The organism is Halobacterium yunchengense (genome assembly GCF_037031165.1).
Lineage (GTDB): Archaea > Halobacteriota > Halobacteria > Halobacteriales > Halobacteriaceae > Halobacterium > Halobacterium yunchengense.
Map to the genome: position 1 here is coordinate 279,626 of NZ_JAYEZL010000002.1, position 16,107 is coordinate 295,732.

The 16,107-nt window shown below is 72.6% G+C and carries 18 protein-coding genes; 13 read left to right on the forward strand and 5 right to left on the reverse strand.

Annotated features, from left to right (window positions below; genetic code table 11):
* Positions 1-115: 115 nt before the first annotated feature.
* The 5 genes from pan2 (at position 116) to U5911_RS06675 (ending at position 5,212) form a co-directional block, all read left to right on the forward strand.
* Complete coding sequence (pan2, locus tag U5911_RS06655; protein WP_336036173.1) at positions 116-1,351, forward strand: proteasome-activating nucleotidase Pan2; 1,236 nt, start codon at positions 116-118, stop codon at positions 1,349-1,351.
* Positions 1,352-1,444: 93 nt separating this feature from the next.
* Entirely contained in the window at positions 1,445-1,918 is a 474-nt protein-coding gene (locus U5911_RS06660; RefSeq protein ID WP_336036174.1) for a pyruvoyl-dependent arginine decarboxylase, read from the forward strand.
* Between the two features lie 310 nt (positions 1,919-2,228).
* Positions 2,229-3,941: an ABC transporter substrate-binding protein gene (locus U5911_RS06665; RefSeq protein WP_336036175.1), complete on the forward strand. Its 1,713-nt coding sequence runs from the start codon at positions 2,229-2,231 to the stop codon at positions 3,939-3,941.
* Positions 3,942-3,943: 2 nt separating this feature from the next.
* Complete coding sequence (locus tag U5911_RS06670; RefSeq protein ID WP_336036176.1) at positions 3,944-4,783, forward strand: phosphatase PAP2 family protein; 840 nt, start codon at positions 3,944-3,946, stop codon at positions 4,781-4,783.
* A gap of 63 nt (positions 4,784-4,846) precedes the next feature.
* On the forward strand, positions 4,847-5,212 hold the full coding sequence (locus tag U5911_RS06675) for a DUF5811 family protein (protein ID WP_336036177.1): 366 nt from the start codon (positions 4,847-4,849) through the stop codon (positions 5,210-5,212).
* Positions 5,213-5,239: 27 nt separating this feature from the next.
* Here the strand turns inward: U5911_RS06675 and infB are convergent, their stop codons facing one another.
* Positions 5,240-7,042, reverse strand: coding sequence for a translation initiation factor IF-2 (gene infB, locus U5911_RS06680; protein ID WP_336036178.1), 1,803 nt, complete (start codon positions 7,040-7,042; stop codon positions 5,240-5,242).
* A gap of 181 nt (positions 7,043-7,223) precedes the next feature.
* On the opposite strand from infB, the gene U5911_RS06685 reads away from it, so the two are divergent.
* Positions 7,224-7,466, forward strand: coding sequence for a PRC-barrel domain-containing protein (locus tag U5911_RS06685; RefSeq protein ID WP_336036179.1), 243 nt, complete (start codon positions 7,224-7,226; stop codon positions 7,464-7,466).
* Complete coding sequence (locus U5911_RS06690; RefSeq protein WP_336036180.1) at positions 7,466-7,924, forward strand: NOB1 family endonuclease; 459 nt, start codon at positions 7,466-7,468, stop codon at positions 7,922-7,924. The genes U5911_RS06685 and U5911_RS06690 overlap by 1 nt, the downstream gene beginning before the upstream one ends.
* Positions 7,925-7,976: 52 nt before the next feature.
* Here U5911_RS06690 and U5911_RS06695 read toward each other — a convergent pair whose 3' ends face one another.
* From U5911_RS06695 to U5911_RS06705, 3 genes are all read right to left on the reverse strand, one after another.
* Complete coding sequence (locus U5911_RS06695; protein ID WP_336036181.1) at positions 7,977-8,141, reverse strand: ribbon-helix-helix protein, CopG family; 165 nt, start codon at positions 8,139-8,141, stop codon at positions 7,977-7,979.
* Between the two features lie 67 nt (positions 8,142-8,208).
* Positions 8,209-9,243, reverse strand: a complete 1,035-nt coding sequence (locus U5911_RS06700; RefSeq protein WP_336036182.1) for a CPBP family intramembrane glutamic endopeptidase — start codon at positions 9,241-9,243, stop codon at positions 8,209-8,211.
* A 64-nt stretch (positions 9,244-9,307) separates the two neighbouring features.
* Positions 9,308-10,585: a glucose-6-phosphate isomerase gene (locus U5911_RS06705; protein WP_336036183.1), complete on the reverse strand. Its 1,278-nt coding sequence runs from the start codon at positions 10,583-10,585 to the stop codon at positions 9,308-9,310.
* 114 nt (positions 10,586-10,699) lie between these two features.
* Here U5911_RS06705 and U5911_RS06710 point away from each other — a divergent pair, with 114 nt between their 5' ends.
* The 3 genes from U5911_RS06710 to U5911_RS06720 all read left to right on the forward strand — a co-directional run bounded on the left by U5911_RS06710 (position 10,700) and on the right by U5911_RS06720 (position 12,081).
* Positions 10,700-11,242: a DUF8056 family protein gene (locus U5911_RS06710; protein WP_336036184.1), complete on the forward strand. Its 543-nt coding sequence runs from the start codon at positions 10,700-10,702 to the stop codon at positions 11,240-11,242.
* A gap of 58 nt (positions 11,243-11,300) precedes the next feature.
* Positions 11,301-11,768 (forward strand): DUF5812 family protein, encoded by a 468-nt coding sequence (locus U5911_RS06715; protein ID WP_336036185.1) that lies wholly within the window; start codon positions 11,301-11,303, stop codon positions 11,766-11,768.
* Between the two features lie 94 nt (positions 11,769-11,862).
* Positions 11,863-12,081, forward strand: coding sequence for a DUF7130 family rubredoxin-like protein (locus U5911_RS06720; protein WP_336036186.1), 219 nt, complete (start codon positions 11,863-11,865; stop codon positions 12,079-12,081).
* Between the two features lie 34 nt (positions 12,082-12,115).
* Here the strand turns inward: U5911_RS06720 and U5911_RS06725 are convergent, their stop codons facing one another.
* Positions 12,116-12,433, reverse strand: a complete 318-nt coding sequence (locus U5911_RS06725; protein ID WP_336036187.1) for a DUF7968 family protein — start codon at positions 12,431-12,433, stop codon at positions 12,116-12,118.
* Between the two features lie 243 nt (positions 12,434-12,676).
* Here U5911_RS06725 and U5911_RS06730 point away from each other — a divergent pair, with 243 nt between their 5' ends.
* The 3 genes from U5911_RS06730 (at position 12,677) to U5911_RS06740 (ending at position 15,869) form a co-directional block, all read left to right on the forward strand.
* Entirely contained in the window at positions 12,677-13,279 is a 603-nt protein-coding gene (locus U5911_RS06730; protein WP_336036188.1) for a metal-dependent hydrolase, read from the forward strand.
* Between the two features lie 221 nt (positions 13,280-13,500).
* A complete protein-coding gene (gene secF / locus U5911_RS06735) occupies positions 13,501-14,355 on the forward strand; it encodes a protein translocase subunit SecF (protein WP_336036189.1) in 855 nt (284 codons plus the stop codon).
* On the forward strand, positions 14,352-15,869 hold the full coding sequence (locus U5911_RS06740; protein WP_336036190.1) for a preprotein translocase subunit SecD: 1,518 nt from the start codon (positions 14,352-14,354) through the stop codon (positions 15,867-15,869). Before secF ends, U5911_RS06740 begins: the two co-directional genes overlap by 4 nt.
* Positions 15,870-16,107 lie beyond the last annotated feature (238 nt).

The window sequence follows — 16,107 nt, forward strand, 5'->3', positions numbered from 1 at the left end:
TCCGCCCGGCCGAACCGACCGTCGAGGGCCGCTCCGGCGTCCGACGCGCGACAGCCGGTAGGCGTTCAGCCGACCCAAAGGAACTTCTACGCCCGGGCCCTAGCGGCCCCAACGAATGTCGCGTAGTCCCTCACTGCCGGACCGGCCGACGCTCGACGTCGATCCCGAGTCGTCGCCCGAGGAACACCTCGACGCGCTCCAGGAGCACTACTCCGAGATTCTGGACGTCCACGAGCAGCTCCAGGAGCAACTGGACGACGTCGAGTCGCGCCGCGAAGAACTCCGCGAGGAAGTCAACCGCCTCCAGCGCGAGAACGAGACGCTGAAGACGGCGTCGCTGTACCTCGCCACGGTGGAGGACCTCCCGGAGGACGGCAGCGCCGTCATCAAGCAGCACGGCAACAACCAGGAGGTGCTGACGGAGCTGTCGCCGCGGCTCGCCGACGAGCTCGACGTGGGGGACCGCGTCGCCATCAACGACTCGTTCAGCGTCCAGCGCGTGCTCGACGACGAGACGGACGCCCGCGCGCAGGCGATGGAGGTCGACGAGTCCCCCCAGGTCGGCTACGAGGACATCGGCGGCCTCGACGAGCAGCTCCGCGAGGTCCGCGAGGCGGTCGAGGACCCGCTCGTCAACCCCGAGAAGTTCGAGAAAGTGGGCGTGGAGCCGCCCAGCGGCGTGCTCCTGCACGGGCCGCCCGGCACCGGGAAGACGATGCTGGCGAAGGCGGTCGCGAACCAGACGGACGCGACGTTCATCAAGATGGCCGGCAGCGAGCTCGTCCGCAAGTTCATCGGGGAGGGGTCGCGGCTCGTCCGCGACCTCTTCGAGCTCGCCGACCAGAAGGAGCCCGCCATCATCTTCATCGACGAGATCGACGCCGTCGCCGCGAAGCGCACGGACTCGAAGACCAGCGGGGACGCGGAGGTCCAGCGGACGATGATGCAGCTGCTCTCGGAGATGGACGGCTTCGACGAGCGCGGCGACGTCCGCATCATCGCGGCGACGAACCGCTTCGACATGCTGGACTCCGCCATCCTGCGGCCGGGCCGCTTCGACCGCCTCATCGAGGTGCCGAACCCCGACCACGAGGCCCGCGAGCGCATCCTCCAGATCCACGCCGACGAGATCAACGTCGCCGACGACGTCGAGTTCGCGGAGCTGGCGCGCCGCACGGACGGCTTCTCGGGCGCGCAGCTGGCGAGCCTCGCCACGGAGGCGGGGATGTTCGCCATCCGCGACGACCGCGAGGAGGTCCGCCGCGAGGACTTCGACGCGGCCTACGAGAAGCTCGTCGCGGAGGGCGAGGACGGCGAGCTCGGCGCGAGCTACCCGAGCTACATCCAGTAGTCCGGTCGGCGGGGTCCCGCGCGGTCTCCGTTCTCCCGGCAGTTCCGACGTGGGAGGTCAACGCTCTTGTGTGTCGGCCGTCGAGGAGGACGCATGACAATTCGCGTCGTGTGGGGAACCGGGTCGGGGCCGACGGAGCTGGCGGCCTACGACGCGGCGCTGGCGGACGCCGGCGTCCACAACTACAACCTCGTCGCGGTGTCGTCGGTGATCCCCGCGGACGCCGACGTCGAGGCGGTCGGGACGGCGCCCGACCTCGGACCGGCTGGACACGGGCTGACCGTCGTGGAGGCGCACGCGAACGCCGCCGGGCCGCGGCGCGTGAGCGCGTCGCTGGCGTGGGCGACCAGCGACGACGGCCCGGGCCTGTTCTACGAGGTCGCCGACGAGGCGTCCGCGGCGGACGTCGAGGAGCGCGTGCGCGCTGGCCTCGACGCGGGGATGGCCCTCCGGAACTGGACGTACGGCGACGCGACGGTCCGGACGGCGAGCGTGAACGCCGCGGCGGGCGAGTACGCCGCCGCGGTCGTCGTCGCGGTGTACGGCGACGGCGAGTCGTTGCTGTGAGCCGTCGCGTCCGGCGAGCGGTTGCGAGCCGTCGCAGCGGGCGGGCCGCTGCGAGCCGTCGCGTCCGGCGAGCCGCCGCCGTGGCTGCGCGCCCGCGTCGACTCCGGGGGCGGTTCGCTCGCGTTCCCCGGGAGCGTCTCGGTAGTGTTCCGAACAGGTATATACGCGTAGGGACCAAACAGACGCGACCGAGACAGATGCGACGGAGCGCACGGTCGAGTGTCCACGACGCCGCGGCGTGGGCCGGCCGCGGCGGCGCCCGTCGCACGCCCGCCGACACCGCGCCCACTCACTCGCGCCCGCTCCGCCCATGACTGGTACAATCCGTTCGCGCCGCGCGTTCCTCGCGTCCGCCGCCTCCGTCGCGGTCGCCGGCTGTAGCGGCTTCCGGTACCGCGACCGCTACCAGCCCGGCGAACGCGTCTCCCTGGCGGTCAGCGCGCCGCCCGCGGACGACGACCGCGCCGCCACGACCATCGGGCGCAGGCTCGCCGACCGGCTGTCCGCGCTCGGCGTCGACGCCTCGTTCCAGCCGAAGGCCCAGTCGCAGCTCTACCTGGACGCGCTCATCAACCACGACTTCGACGTGTTCGTCGCGCGCCACCCCGGCCTGGCGCGGCCGGACGCGCTGTACCCCCTCCTGCACTCGAAGTTCGCGCCCGAGCCCGGCTGGCAGAACCCGTTCGGCTCGACGAGCGTCGCCATCGACGACAGCCTCGAGGCCCTGCGCTCCTCCTCGGACACGGCGGCCGCACTGGCGGAGTTCCTGGCGGCGTACGTCGAACGCGTGCCGTTCGCGGTGGTCGCCGCGCCCGAGTTCCTCACGGCCCGCCGCCGGTCGCTTTCCGTCCCGGCGGAGGCGGTCACCGAGCGGCCCCTCGACGTCCTCGGGCAGCTCGCCGCCGTGGACCTCGACCGGCCGCTCCGCTGCGGCATCTTCTCCGGCGAACTCACCGAGAACCGCAACCCCATCGCGGGCGAGTTCCGGTGGACGAACCAGCTGCTGGGCCTGGTGTACGACTCGCTGGCGCGACGCCCCCGGGACGCCGACGGGTTCGTCCCCTGGGCGGCCGGCGACTGGCGCTTCGACGGCGACACGCTCGTCGCCGACCTGCGCCCCGGCCAGACGTTCCACGACGGCACGCCCGTGACCGCCGACGACGTCGTGTTCACCCTGGAGTTCCTGTCGGACACGTCCATGGGGGAGGCGTCCTCGCCGCTGCCGGCGACGCGGTTCCGCGGCCGCACGACGCTCGTGTCGTCCGCGCACGCCGTCGACGACACCACCGTCCGGTTCCGCGTCGCGTCGGACGTCGACCCGAACACCGCCGAGCGCGTGCTCACGCTCCCCATCCTTCCCGAGGCGGAGTGGAGCGAGCGCACCGACCTCGTCGACGACCGCGTCACGAAGGCGCTCGTCTGGGAGAACCGCAAGCCGGTCGGCAGCGGCCCGCTGGCGTTCGCGAGCGCGACCGTCGACGAGTCCGTGCGCCTGGAACCGTTCGCCGACCACTTCCTCGCGGACGTCGCCGACGAACCCGCCGCGCGGTACGCGGCCGCCCTCGACGGCGAGGGCGTGTACGCGCGGTACGCGCCGTCGGGCGAGGACGCGCTCGCGGCGCTCGCGGACGGCCGCCTCGACACGTCGATCCACGAGTTCCCCCTCGCCGCGTTCGTGGACGCCGACGACGCCGACGACGTCGGCACCGCGACGGCGCCCTCGCGCGGCCTGTACGTCGTCGGGTACAACGTGCGGCGCGGGCCGCTGTCGGACTTCCACTTCCGCCAGATCCTGGCGCGGCTCCACGACCGGGAGGCCGTCGCCCGCGAGACGTTCGCGGGGTACGCGACGCCGACCGACGTCCCGGTCGTGCCGGCGTGGGACACCGACGACGTCGCGACCGACGAGTACACGGTCGGGTCGTTCCCGGGGCGGGACGGCGAACTCGACGCCGACGCCGGTCGGCGGCTGTTCGAGGACGCCGGGTACACGTACGACGACGACGGCAACCTCTTCCGCTAGCCATGGTCCTGACAGAGACACTACTCGCGCTCGCGGCGTACGTCTCGGTGATGCTCGCGGTCGGCGTCGCCGTCTCCGTGGGGCCGCGGCGGCTCGCTCGCGCGGTCGCGGACGGCCGCCGTCGCGTCGTCGCCGTCGCGCCGTACGTGTTGCCGCTGCTGGCGGTGCTGGGCGCGCGCCGCCTGGCGCTGACCGTCGGCCCGGAGCTGTCGTGGTACCTGGAGTGGAACGCCACCGAGTACATCTACTCGCTGGAGGGGACGCTCGTCGCGGACGTGCAGTCGGTGGCGACGCCGGCGCTGACCGAGTACTTCGTGTTCGTCTACCTCTACGGCTACGTGTTCCTGCTGGTGTTCCCGCTGGTGGCGTACTTCGCGCTCGACCGCAGCGACCGCCTCGCCGAGCTGCTCGCGGCGTACGGCCTGAACTACGGGCTCGGCCTCGTCTGCTACGTGCTGTTCGTCGCGTACGGACCGCGGAACGTCGTGCCGGAGGCCGTCGAGTCGCTGCTGTACACGACGCACCCGACGACCCAGCACCTCACCGGCGAGGTGAACCTGAACACGAACGTGTTCCCGTCGCTGCACGCGTCGCTGGCGGCGACGGTTGCGCTGTTCGCGTGGCGGACGCGCCGCGAGTACCCGGGGTGGCTGGCGGTGGCGGCGCCGCTGGCGGTGAGCGTCGCGGTCGCGACCATGTACCTCGGCATCCACTGGGCGACCGACGTCGCGGGCGGCCTCGTGCTCGCTGGCGTCGCCTACGTGGGGGCGGTGCGCGCGGTCGCCCGCTACGGCTGCTGGTCGTCGCTGCCGGACCGCGTGACGCGGCTGTGGCCGAGCTGACCGGGCGTGCGAACCACCCGCAAACTAAAAGGACTTTACGTGGGGGGGACGTACGTGGACCGAATGCACGGGAACACGCCGTACAGTGGCGCCGAGCCGTCCGAACCGGAGCTCACGGGGACCCAGCGGCGCGCGCTCCAGGACTCCATCTCCCGGATCGCCGCGCGCACGCGGGAGTTCCTGCCCGACGAGTACGTCGTCGGCTCCGAGATCACGACCGGGACCGAGGGCGTCCAGGTCACCGTCGCCGTCCGGCCGCCCGCCGGCAACCCCGTCAGCGCCGGCTTCACGCCCGAGTTCGACGGCGTCGGCGACGAGGACCTCATCCCGGACGACGACCGCGAGGAGGTCGCCCGCGGCCTCGCCGCCAGCGCCGCCCTCCAGGTGAAGGCCGCGCTCGGCGACGACGTCCCGCAGACCGCCCGGTAGCGCCGCTCGCTACGGTAGCGCCGTTCTCTACTTCCCCCAGAAGGGGTCGCGTTTCCGCTGGATCTCGAGGTACTGCTTGAGCGCCTCGCGCTCGTCGGCGGGGATCTCCTCGCTGAGCTCCTGTTCGAGGACCTTCGCGTGCTTCTCCGGGAGGTCGACCCAGAGCTCGTCGCCCTCCTCGACGTCGCGGCCGACGGTCGGGCCGTCGATGGAGACGCTGACGCGGTTCCCCGCCCGGGCCTCGTCGACGTCCTCGCCCTGCTCCTGGATGCCCTTCACGACGCCGACGCGCTCCAGGTCGTTGCCCTCGACGTGGCCGACCGGGGTGTTCCGCTTGAGGGTGCCGGAGACCACCTCGACGCCGACCACGGCGGGGTCGCTCTGCCGGAACACGTGGTCTTTCAGGATGCGGAAGCGCGCGGGCCGGACGATGTTCTCGAAGATGGCCTCCTTCTGTTCGCGCTCGCGCTGTTCGACGAACGACTCGTAGTCCTCGACGAGCTGGTAGATGACGTCGCTGGAGAAGACGCGGACGCCCTCCTCGTCGGCCTTCCGTTCGGCGTCCTCGAGCACGTCGACGTTGAACCCGAGGATGGTGCGGTGGACGTCCTCGTCGGCGGTGGTCGCCATCGAGACGTCCCGGGGCGCGACGTCGCCGACCTCCGCCGCCATCACGGGGATCTCGGCCTCCTGCATGGCGTTCGCGAGCGCCTCCAGGCTGCCGAGCGTGTCCGCCTTCGCCACGACGCCCTCCTCGGCGGTCTCGACGGCGAACTCCGCGAGCTCGGCTTTCACCTCGTCGACGACGGCGTCGACGCTCCGGTCGCCGACGACGCGGACGGGCGCGCCCGCCATCGCGTCGTCGAGGTCCGGCGCCGCGATCTTCAGGCCGGCCGCCGCCTGCATCGCGGGGACGTCCTCGAAGCGCTTCTCGGTGCGGATCTCGGAGAGCTCGCGGGGCTTCAGGAGCGCGCGCACCTCCGTGACGATGGGGTCGTTCGTCCCGCCGACCACGATGGTGTCGCCCTGCCGGACGGTGCCGTCGTAGAGGATGACGTCCAGGGTCGTCCCGAAGCCCTGCTCGTCTTTGACCTCGAGGACGGTGCCGGCGCCCGGCCCGTCGATGTCGACCTCCATCTCGGATTTCATGTAGCGCTGCGCGAGCCCCATCAGGACCGTCAGGAGGTCCGGGACGCCCTCGCCGGTCTCCGCGGAGACCGGGATGACGCCGATGTTCGACTGGAAGTCCTGGACGCGCCAGTAGAGGTCCGAGGAGAACCCGGCGTCCGAGAGCTCGCCGATGAGCTCGTAGAGCTTCTCGTCGAGCTGGCCGCGCACGCGGTCGGACTGGGCCTCGTAGGTCTGCTGGACGGGCGCGTCCGGCGTCGGGTTCCAGCCGGGGATGGTGTCGATCTTGTTCGCGGCGACGACGAACGGCGTCCCCGTGTCCGCGAGGATGCGGATCGCCTCCTCGGTCTGGGGCTGGAAGCCGTCGTTGACGTCCACGACGAGGATGGCGATGTCCGCGAGCGCGCCGCCGCGGGACCGCAGCGTCGAGAACGAGTGGTGGCCGGGCGTGTCGATGAACAGCAGCCCGGGCAGGTCGAACTCCGCGGGGTCGACGAGGCTGCCGGCGACGTCGCTGACGACGTCCAGCGGCACCGCGGTCGCGCCGATGTGCTGGGTGATGGCGCCCGCCTCGCCCTCGATGACGGCCGAGCCCCGTATCTTGTCGAGGAGGCTGGTCTTCCCGTGGTCGACGTGCCCGAGGACCGCCACGATGGGCGTCCGGAGCTCCCCGGCGTCGTCTGATGTGTCGGCGTCGGACATAGTAGAATCCTCCGAGAGAACGGTTGTTACCCGAACAGAACGGGCCACGGGGTTTAATTCCATCGTCACGCGGCGACCGCGGACCGCTCCCCCGGGGCCGCCGGAACGGGCGCGGGACGGCGTCACGCGGGCGTCCGACGACCCCGCGGGGTTTATGTGAATCCCGGCAGTGGGGTCGGGTATGGCCGACATCCTCGCCGAGAACCTCTCCGGGAAGGCCGTGATGGGGTCGGACGGCACCGAGCTCGGGATGCTGTACAACATCACGATGGACCTCAAGACGGGGAAGCTCGAGGACCTGCTCGTGGAGCCGGACCCGGACGCCGCCGTGAACATCGACTTCCCGACGGACGCGGAGGGCCACTACCGCGTCCCCGTCAACCGCGTGCAGGCCGTCAAGGACTACATCGTCGTCCAGCGATAGTGCGGGTCCTCGACGCGTCCGCGTTCATCCACGACTACCGGCCGGACGGCCCGACGGCGTCGACGCCGGCGGTCCGCGAGGAGCTGACCGACGCGGCGGCGTTCCGCTTCGACGCGCAGGCCGGCAGCGGGATGCAGGTCCACTCGCCGGGCGAGCGCGCGCTCGCGGCCGTCCGGGAGGCCGCGCGCACGACCGGCGACCTGGACGTGCTCTCGGCGACGGACGTGGGGCTGCTGGCGGCGGCACGGGAGCTCGACGGCGTCGTCGTCACCGACGACTACGCGGTGCAGAACGTCGCGGACGAGCTCGGCGTCGGCGTCGAGGCCATCGCCCAGGACGGCATCGAGGAGCGCCGCGACTGGCGCTTCCAGTGCCAGGGCTGCGGCCGCGAGTTCGACGCGGACCGCGACCGGTGTCCGGTCTGCGGGAGCGCTCTCGAGCGCAAGAACCCGGGGTAGCGCGGACCGCGGGCTCCCCCGTCGGGTCGCCCCCCCGCCGGCCCTGGCTCGCTCAGTCGAGTCGCCCCGTGGTCTCAGCGCGCTCCCTGACGGCCTCGAGGCCGTGGTCGATGAGCTGGCGCAGCACCTCCTGCTCGGAGAGCCCGTAGTCCCTGGCCAGCTCCTCGATCTCCGCGGCGAGCGCGTCCCCACAGACGACCGAGTACTTCCGGGGCACGACACTTTCCTTCTCGCGGGCCCCACGTAATACTTAGTCAGCCCGCCGTCAGACGGCCGTCGGAACGTCAGGCGAACGCGGCGTACGCCAGCGCGAACTGCACCGCGTCGTAGGTGCCGTGGACGACCACCGGCGCGAACAGGTCGTCGGTGCGCTCGTAGGTGACCCCCAGCACCAGCGACACGACGAACAGCCGCGCGAGCGTCACCAGCACCGCGCCCGGGGTCGCGCCGGTGCCGGCGTACGCAAGCAGGTGGACGCCGGCGAACACCAGACAGCCCACCACGACCGCGCCGCGCCGCGAGAACGCTCCGTAGAGGTACTTCTGGACGCCGTTGCGCGCGAGCAATTCCTCCGCCGGCCCGATGGCGAGGTACGACAGCACCACCAGCGGCGGCAGGATCTCGGGGTGCTCGCGCGCCGTCTCGACGAGCCCGTGGCTGGTCCGCGGCAGGTCGAAGTGGAGGACGGCGCCGACCATCACGTAGTGCAACGCGAGGATGGCGACGGTGCCGGCGGCCGCGACGGTGAGGTCCCGCCGCGTCGGCGACCGCACGTCGAGGCCGCCGCCGTACCACCCGAGGAACGCCAGCCCGGCGACCCCGAACCCGGCGCTGGAGGCGACGGTGCTCACGGGCACGGTGGCCAGCGGGTCGTCGGGCACGAACCCGGTGGCGACCGTGGCGACAAGCGACCCGAACACGAGCGCGAACAGGGAGACGGCGACCCCCACGAGGAACCGGCGCTCGCGGGCGTGCACCGCGGCCGCGTCGAGACCGGTGACCGCGGCCACCGCGAGCCCGACCGCGCCGAGGCCCGCGAACAGCGCGACCGGCGGGCCCGGGGGGAGCGTCCCGCCGACGGCGAGCACGCCCGCGGTCGCGGCGACCACCAGGCCGACGCCGCCGACGCCCGCCGCGTAGTCCAGTTCCTCGACGTCCACGCCGTAGCGACGCGCCGCGAACGCCGCGACCGCGAGGCCGGCGAACGCGGCGGCGGCCCGCGACGCGAGCGCGCCCTCGGCGGGCCACGCGAGGAACGACGCCGCGAGGCCGACGCCCGCGAGCACGAAGCCGACGGTCTGCGCGTACCGGTCGTTCACGTCGCCGTCTCCGGCCCGCGGTACCAAAGGCGTGCCGCTCCGCGCACGCCCCTCGCCGGCCGCGCTACTCGACGACGAGCTCGGTCTTCTCGGGGAGCGCCTGCTCGCCGCGCAGCAGGCCGCGCGCGGCCTCCTTCCCCCACTCGACGGCGGGCTGGGTGAACGTCTCGACGCCGTAGAGCTCGCCGGCGAGCACGCAGGCAGCCTCCACGTCGAACAGCAGCCGGCCCAGCGAGCGCTCGTCGAGGGCGGGGACCTCCACGCGGACGTTCGGCACGCCGGACTCGGCGAGGCTCGCCTCCGTCGCCTCGAACTCGGCGTCGAGGAGCGCGCCGAGGCTGCCGCCCGAGAGGTACTCCAGGCCCGAGAGGTCCGTCTCCGGGACGGCGCGGTCCTCGCGCTCGCGGACCCGCAGCAGCGTCACCTGTTTGTCGCGCGGGCCGGCGCGGTAGAGCTGGAGCTGGCTGTGCTGGTCGGTCGCGCCGAGCGCGCGCGCCGGCGTCTGCCCGAGGCCGTCCTTCCCCAGCGACTCCGCCCAGAGCTGCGCGAACCACTCCGCGAACGTCTCCAGGCCCTCCGCGTACGGCATCATCGCGTGGACGCCCGCGCCGCGCTGGTCGAGCGCGTACGCCGTCGCGCCGAACGCGTACGCCGGACAGTCGAACAGCGAGCCCGCGAGCGCGTCCATCCCGTCGCGGCCGCCCGCGAGCAGCGCCTCGATGTCGTGGCCGGCGAGCGCCGCGGCGGGCAGCCCCACGGTCGACAGCGCGGAGAACCGGCCGGGAACGCCCTCCGGGGCGTCCACGGCCGGCAGGCCGTGCTCGTCGGCGAGCTCGCGGAGGTTCCCCTCGGGCCCCGTCGTGACGAACGTCCGCTCGGTCCAGTCGACGCCCGCCTCACGCATCGCGTCCCGGACGACGAGGAAGTTCGCGAGCGTCTCCGCGGTGGTGCCGGACCGCGAGACGACGTGCACCGCGGCGTTCGCGAGGTCGACCCGGTCGAGGAGAGCGTCGACGTGCTCGGGGTCGACGTTGTCCAGGAAGTGACACTCGAGGTCGCCGCCGAGCGCGTCCACGAGCGTCGCGGCGCCGAGCGCGCTCCCGCCGATGCCGACGTTCAGGAGGACCTCGGCGTCCGCGAACGGCTCGACCGCGGCGCGGACGGCGTCGGCGTCCGCGCGCTCGGGGAGGTTCAGCGCCGCGTACCCGAACTCGCCGTCCGCCATCCCGGCGGCGACGCGGTCGTGCGCGTCGCGCACGCGGTCGTCCAGCCGTTCGAGCGCGTCCCGCGGCACGCCAGGCGTCGCCTCGCTGTCGAGGGCGTTGCCCACGTCTACCTGCATACGGGTACCCGCGGCGGCCGGCGGCTTAAGTCGCGGTGCTTCGGGCGCGCCGACGCGGCCCGCGCGCGCGGCGAGTCGCCGTGCTTTTGCTGTGGTAGCGCGGACTCCCGGGCAATGGGTCGGTTCGACAGCTACTCCGGGCTGCTCTCGGCGTTCCCGTACGCGTTCCGGCAGTCGGACTCGCTGCTGTTCCGGAGCTACGTGGTGGTGAGCGCGCTGCTGGGCGCGCTGTTCGCGTTCCTGATGGGCGGCGCGCTCCTGGTCCTCGTCGGGAACACGGCCGGCACGCGCGGCGGGTCGCTGACACTCTCGCGGACGTTCTACGTCGTCGTCGGGCTGTTCGTGTTCCTGCCGCTGGTCGCGCCCGTGCTGTTCGTCGCGCGCCGCCACCGCCGCGGGCGCCGGGTCGCCGACCGCTACGACGGCGCGCTCGCGGCGGCCGGCTACCTCTTCGTCGCGTCGGTCTACCTCGGCGTCGTGGCGTCGATGCCGCCCGAGTTCGCGACGGACGGCGAGACGGTCGCGCGGCCCGACCCGTCCGGGCTGTTCGCGCCCGTCGTGGAGGTGCTGTACGCGATTCCGGCGCCGGCGTCGCCGCTCGTGCCGCTGGCGGGCGCGCTGCTCGTGTACGCGGTCCACCGCCGCTACGCGGCGTGACGCCGCGGCGCCGGCGCGGGTCGTAACACGGAAACCGCGAGCCGAGCTAGGGTGTGTGATGACCGACGAGAAGACCGCGACGTTCCTCGTCACGAGCGCTGACGACGGCTCCGCGGTGCTCTCGGACGTGCGGGACGCCCAGGTGCACACGCTCTCGGAGAACCCCGGCGTCGAGGCGGGCGACGTGCTGGAGGCGACCGTCGCCCCGGACCCGCCGATGAACGTGACCTACAGCGTCGTTGAGGTCGCCGAGCGCAAGCGGATTCCGGTCACCGCAACCGACGAGTCGCCGACCCGGCAGGCCGCCGAGCTGGCCGACGGGCTCGCGGTCGGCGACCTGGAGACGACCGAGCGAGCGGGCGTCGGCGAGGTCCACGTCCTCCGCGTGCCCGAGGGCGGCGTCGCCGACGCCGTCGAGGCGGTCCGCACCGACGACCAGACGGTCGCGCGCGCCGCCCGCATCGGCGTCGAGCGCGTCGAGATCCGGTCGGGCGAGGACTTCGTGAGCGTCCGCTACCTGCCGTAGCGCCGTCCTGCGGTCACTGCGGCGGTCTGGCCGTCCGCGCCGCCCGCTCCCGAGTGCCATGGTTTAACGTGGCACGGGTCGTAGGTCCACCGGGATGGCACCCGAACGAGACCCACAGGAGCCGCTCGTCGACGGCAACAAGAACGAGACAGAACTCCCCATCGGCGAGGCGTCGGACGCGGAAGCGAGAGCGGCGACGATGTGGCGCTGCGGGGACTGCGGCGCGCTCCGGGACCTCGAGGCCGGCCTCCCGGAGCAGTGCCCGGACTGCGGCGCCCCGAGAGAACAGCTGTGCTACCGGATCGAGGACTGAGCCGGCCGCCGCGACGACGGCCGGCGTCGCCGCCTCACTGCTCGGCGGGCTCCGGGCCGGCCTCGCTCTGGACCTCCCAGCCGGACTGCACGCCGCAGGCCTCCCGCTCGACGAACTCGATGGCGGTGTCCGCGTCCAGTTCGCCCTCGCCCTCGACGGCCTCCACGACGAGGGGCACGTCCGGGCTGTCGCCGCAGCAGCCGACGTCGAGGAACACGTCCCACGTGTCGCCCTCGCGGGCGGGCCCCTTCGTCTTCCGCAGGTACGCCCGCATGTGGTCGGTGGTGAGCTGGTCGGCGCCCCAGGCGCTGACGTCCGCCGGGTACGAGAGGGTCACGCGCTCCGTGGTCATGGTCGTGCGTAAGGCGCCCACGACTATACGCGTACCGCCGCCGACGGCGGTACCGCCATCGTGGGACGTACCTCCGCGGATGGCCACGCCGCCATCGACGGAGGTGTCGGCGCGGATGCCCACGCCGCCATCGAGCGACGCGCCGCCGCGGACGGCCACTCTGTCACCGATGCCCTGGCCCCGGCATTCTGACCCCTCACAGGCGACACCTTCAAGCCGGTCCGCGGCGTAGCCGCGACATCCATGATGGCCACGACGCACGCGCTCGTCGGACTGGCGGTCGCCGCGGTCGTCTCCCTCGTCGCGCCCGAGTTCGGCCTCGTCGCGGCCGCCGCCGGGCTCGCCGGCGGCGTCTTCCCCGACCTCGACCTCTACGCCGGCCACCGCCGCACGCTCCACTTCCCCGTGTACTTCTCCACGCTGGCGGCGCCGGCGGCCGCCGCCGCCGCCGCCGCGCCGACCGCGTGGACCGTCGGCGTCGCCGTCTTCCTCGTCGCGGCCGCGCTGCACGCCGCCAGCGACGCGCTCGGCGGCGGCCTCGAACTCGAGCCCTGGCGGGCCACCAGCGAGCGCGCGGTCTACAGCCACTTCCACCGGCGCTGGATCCGCCCGCGCCGGCTCGTCCGCTACGACGGCGCGCCCGAGGACCTCGCGGTCGCCGCGGTCGTCGGCGTCCCGGCGTCGCTCGCGTTCGGGCCCGGCGTCCAGCGGCTGGTCGCCGCCGCGCTCGCCGTCTCCGCGGGCTACGTCGCCGTCCGCAAGCGCCTCCCCGCCGTCGCCGCGTGGCTGTCCGCGCGCGTCCCCGACGGGCTCCGCCACCGCGTCCCCGAGCGGTTCACGACGTAGCCGCCGGGGCGTTCCGGGTGGTTCGTGACGTAGGCGCCGGGGCGTTCCGGGTGGTTCGTGACGTAGCCGCCGCCGCATTCTCGGGTGGTTCGTGACGTAGCTGCCGTAAAGTTCCGGAGTGAGTCACTTCGCTCGCCGCGGCGGGCCGTCGGGCGGCCGCCGCAGCCGCCCGCCGAGTGGCTATAAGAAGCCTTATCCTGCGTCGCTCCCGACCGCTTCCCATGCCCAGTTTCGAGGTCCCGGACGTCGACCTCAGCCAGTACTCCATGCGGCAGCTCGCCGTGCCGCCGCTGGTCCTGCTGGTCGTCGCGCTCGCCGTCGTCGGCGGGTCCCTCGCCCTCACGGGGTGGCCGGCGGACCCCGGCATCGAACTCACCGGCGGCACGGAGCTCGTCGTCGAGTCCGACGCCTCCCAGTCCGAGATCGCCGGCGCGTTCACCGAGCAGCCCGACTCCATCCGGTCGATCGGCACCGCCGACGACCAGTACCTCGTGACGTTCCAGGCCGAGGACCCCACGATCAGCGAGGACAGCGACGTCCAGGTCGAGGTCGTCCAGTCGCAGAGCTCGTCGGCGGCGTTCGCCGAGTCCACCCAGCAGCTCGCGGTCGTCGGCGTCGCCGTCGCGTTCCTCGGCATGAGCGCCGTCGTCTTCCTGCTGTTCCGGACGTTCGTCCCCAGCATCGCGGTCGTGCTCTCCGCGTTCAGCGACATCGTCGTCCCGGTCGCCCTGATGAACCTCTTCGGCATCGAGCTCTCCCTCGGCACCATCGCCGCGCTCCTGATGCTCATCGGTTACAGCGTCGACTCGGACATCCTCCTGAACAACCACGTGCTCAGGCGCTCCGGGAGCTTCTGGGAGAGCGTCCACCGCGCGATGCGCACCGGCGTCACGATGACCGTGACCTCCATCGCCGCGATGGCCGTGATGACCGTCGTCGCCTACGTCTTCGGCATCGAACTGCTGACCGACATCGGCGTCGTGCTGGTGTTCGGCCTCACCACTGACCTCGTGAACACGTACATGATGAACGTCTCGCTGCTCCGGTGGTACAAGTTCGAGGGGGTGGCCCGATGAGCTGGGTCCGCGAGAACTGGCGGGTGGCGTTCCTCGTGGTCCTCCTGCTCGGCAGCGCTGTCTCGCTGTTCGCGCCCGGCATCGGCGCGTCCGCCGGCGGCGCCGACGGCCAGGCGGCAGAGCGCCCGACGAACCTCAACTACGGCCTCGAGCTGTCCGGCGGCGTCCGCCTCCGCGCGACGCCGACCGGCGTCGTCGCGGACGGCGTCGACGTCACCGCGGACAACGAACAGGCCGTCGAACGGGAGGTCGCGGCCGCGCTCTCCCTGGAGGACCGCGCCGTCAACGCGCGCGACCAGTACGACGTCGTGGAGGTGTACGCGAACAACACCACCGCGAGCGTCGAGGGCGCCCTCGAGGAGACCGGCTACGAGTACGACTCCGTCTCGCGTGGCGTCCACGAGGAGACCCGCCAGACCATCGTCTCCACCATCAACAGCAAGGTCGGCGGCAGCGGGTTCTCCGGCGCGACGGTCCAGCAGACGGAGAGCCGGACGACCGGCGAGCACTACATCGTCGTGGAGGTCCCCGGGCAGAACGCCAGCCAGGTGCGCTCGCTCATCGAGGGCCGCGGCGAGGTCGAACTGTGGGCGTACTACCCGCAGGACGGCAACCAGACCAACAGCACCGTCCTCCAGCGCGAGGACCTCGCGGAGATCAGTTCGCCGCGGGTCATCGACGACCAGCCGTCGGTCCCGGTCGTGCTCACCGACGACGCCGCGCCCGAGTTCGCCCAGAACATGCGCGACTACGGGTTCACGAGCGGCAACGGCGTGAGCAACTGCCAGTACCCCGACGGCGGGTACTGTCTGCTCACCGTCCTCGACGGCGAGGTCGTCTACGACGCGAGCATGGGGCCGACGCTCGCGAGCAGCCTCCGCGGCGACGACTTCGAGAACGACCCGCGGTTCTACATCACCGCGAACTCCACGGAGGAGGCCCGGGAGCTCCAGGTGAACCTCCGGGCGGGCGCGCTCCCCACCGAGCTGAACTTCCAGGACTCCTACTACGTCTCGCCGAGCTTCGCCGAGCGCTACAAGCCCCTGTCGCTGGTGACCGGGCTGGCGGCCGCGGCCGCGATGGCGCTCGTGGTGTTCCTCCGGTACGGCGACCCGCGCGTGGCGGTCCCGATGGTGTTCACCGCGCTCTCGGAGGTCGTCATCCTGCTCGGGTTCGCCGCCGTGAGCGGGCTCGCGCTCGACCTCTCGCACATCGCGGGCCTGATCGCCGTCATCGGGACGGGGGTCGACGACCTCGTCATCATCGCCGACGAGGTGATGACCAAGGAGATCGACTCGAACCGCGTGTTCAAGAGCCGGTTCCGGAAGGCGCTGTGGGTCATCGGCGCGGCCGCGGTCACCACCATCATCGCGATGAGTCCCCTCGCCGTGCTCAGCCTCGGCGACCTCCGCGGGTTCGCCATCGTCACCATCCTCGGCGTGCTGATCGGCGTCGTCATCACGCGGCCGGCGTACGGCGACATCCTCCGGCGGCTCGTCACCGGCGAGCACTGACCGGCCGCACCGCCGCCACTCCTCGCGGGCAGCCCAGACCGCACTACCGCGCGGTCGAACCGGCCGCGTTATCGGGTCCGACCAGACCGCACAACGGCGGGACCGGACTGGCCGCGTTACCGTCCCGTTACTCGGGCGAGCGGCCGCGCGGGAGCCGGTAAGTCGCGCACAACAAACCGGCCGCCCGGCCATACTCGGCGTCGTGCACCTCCGGGACGCCAGCGGCGTACTGCCGCCG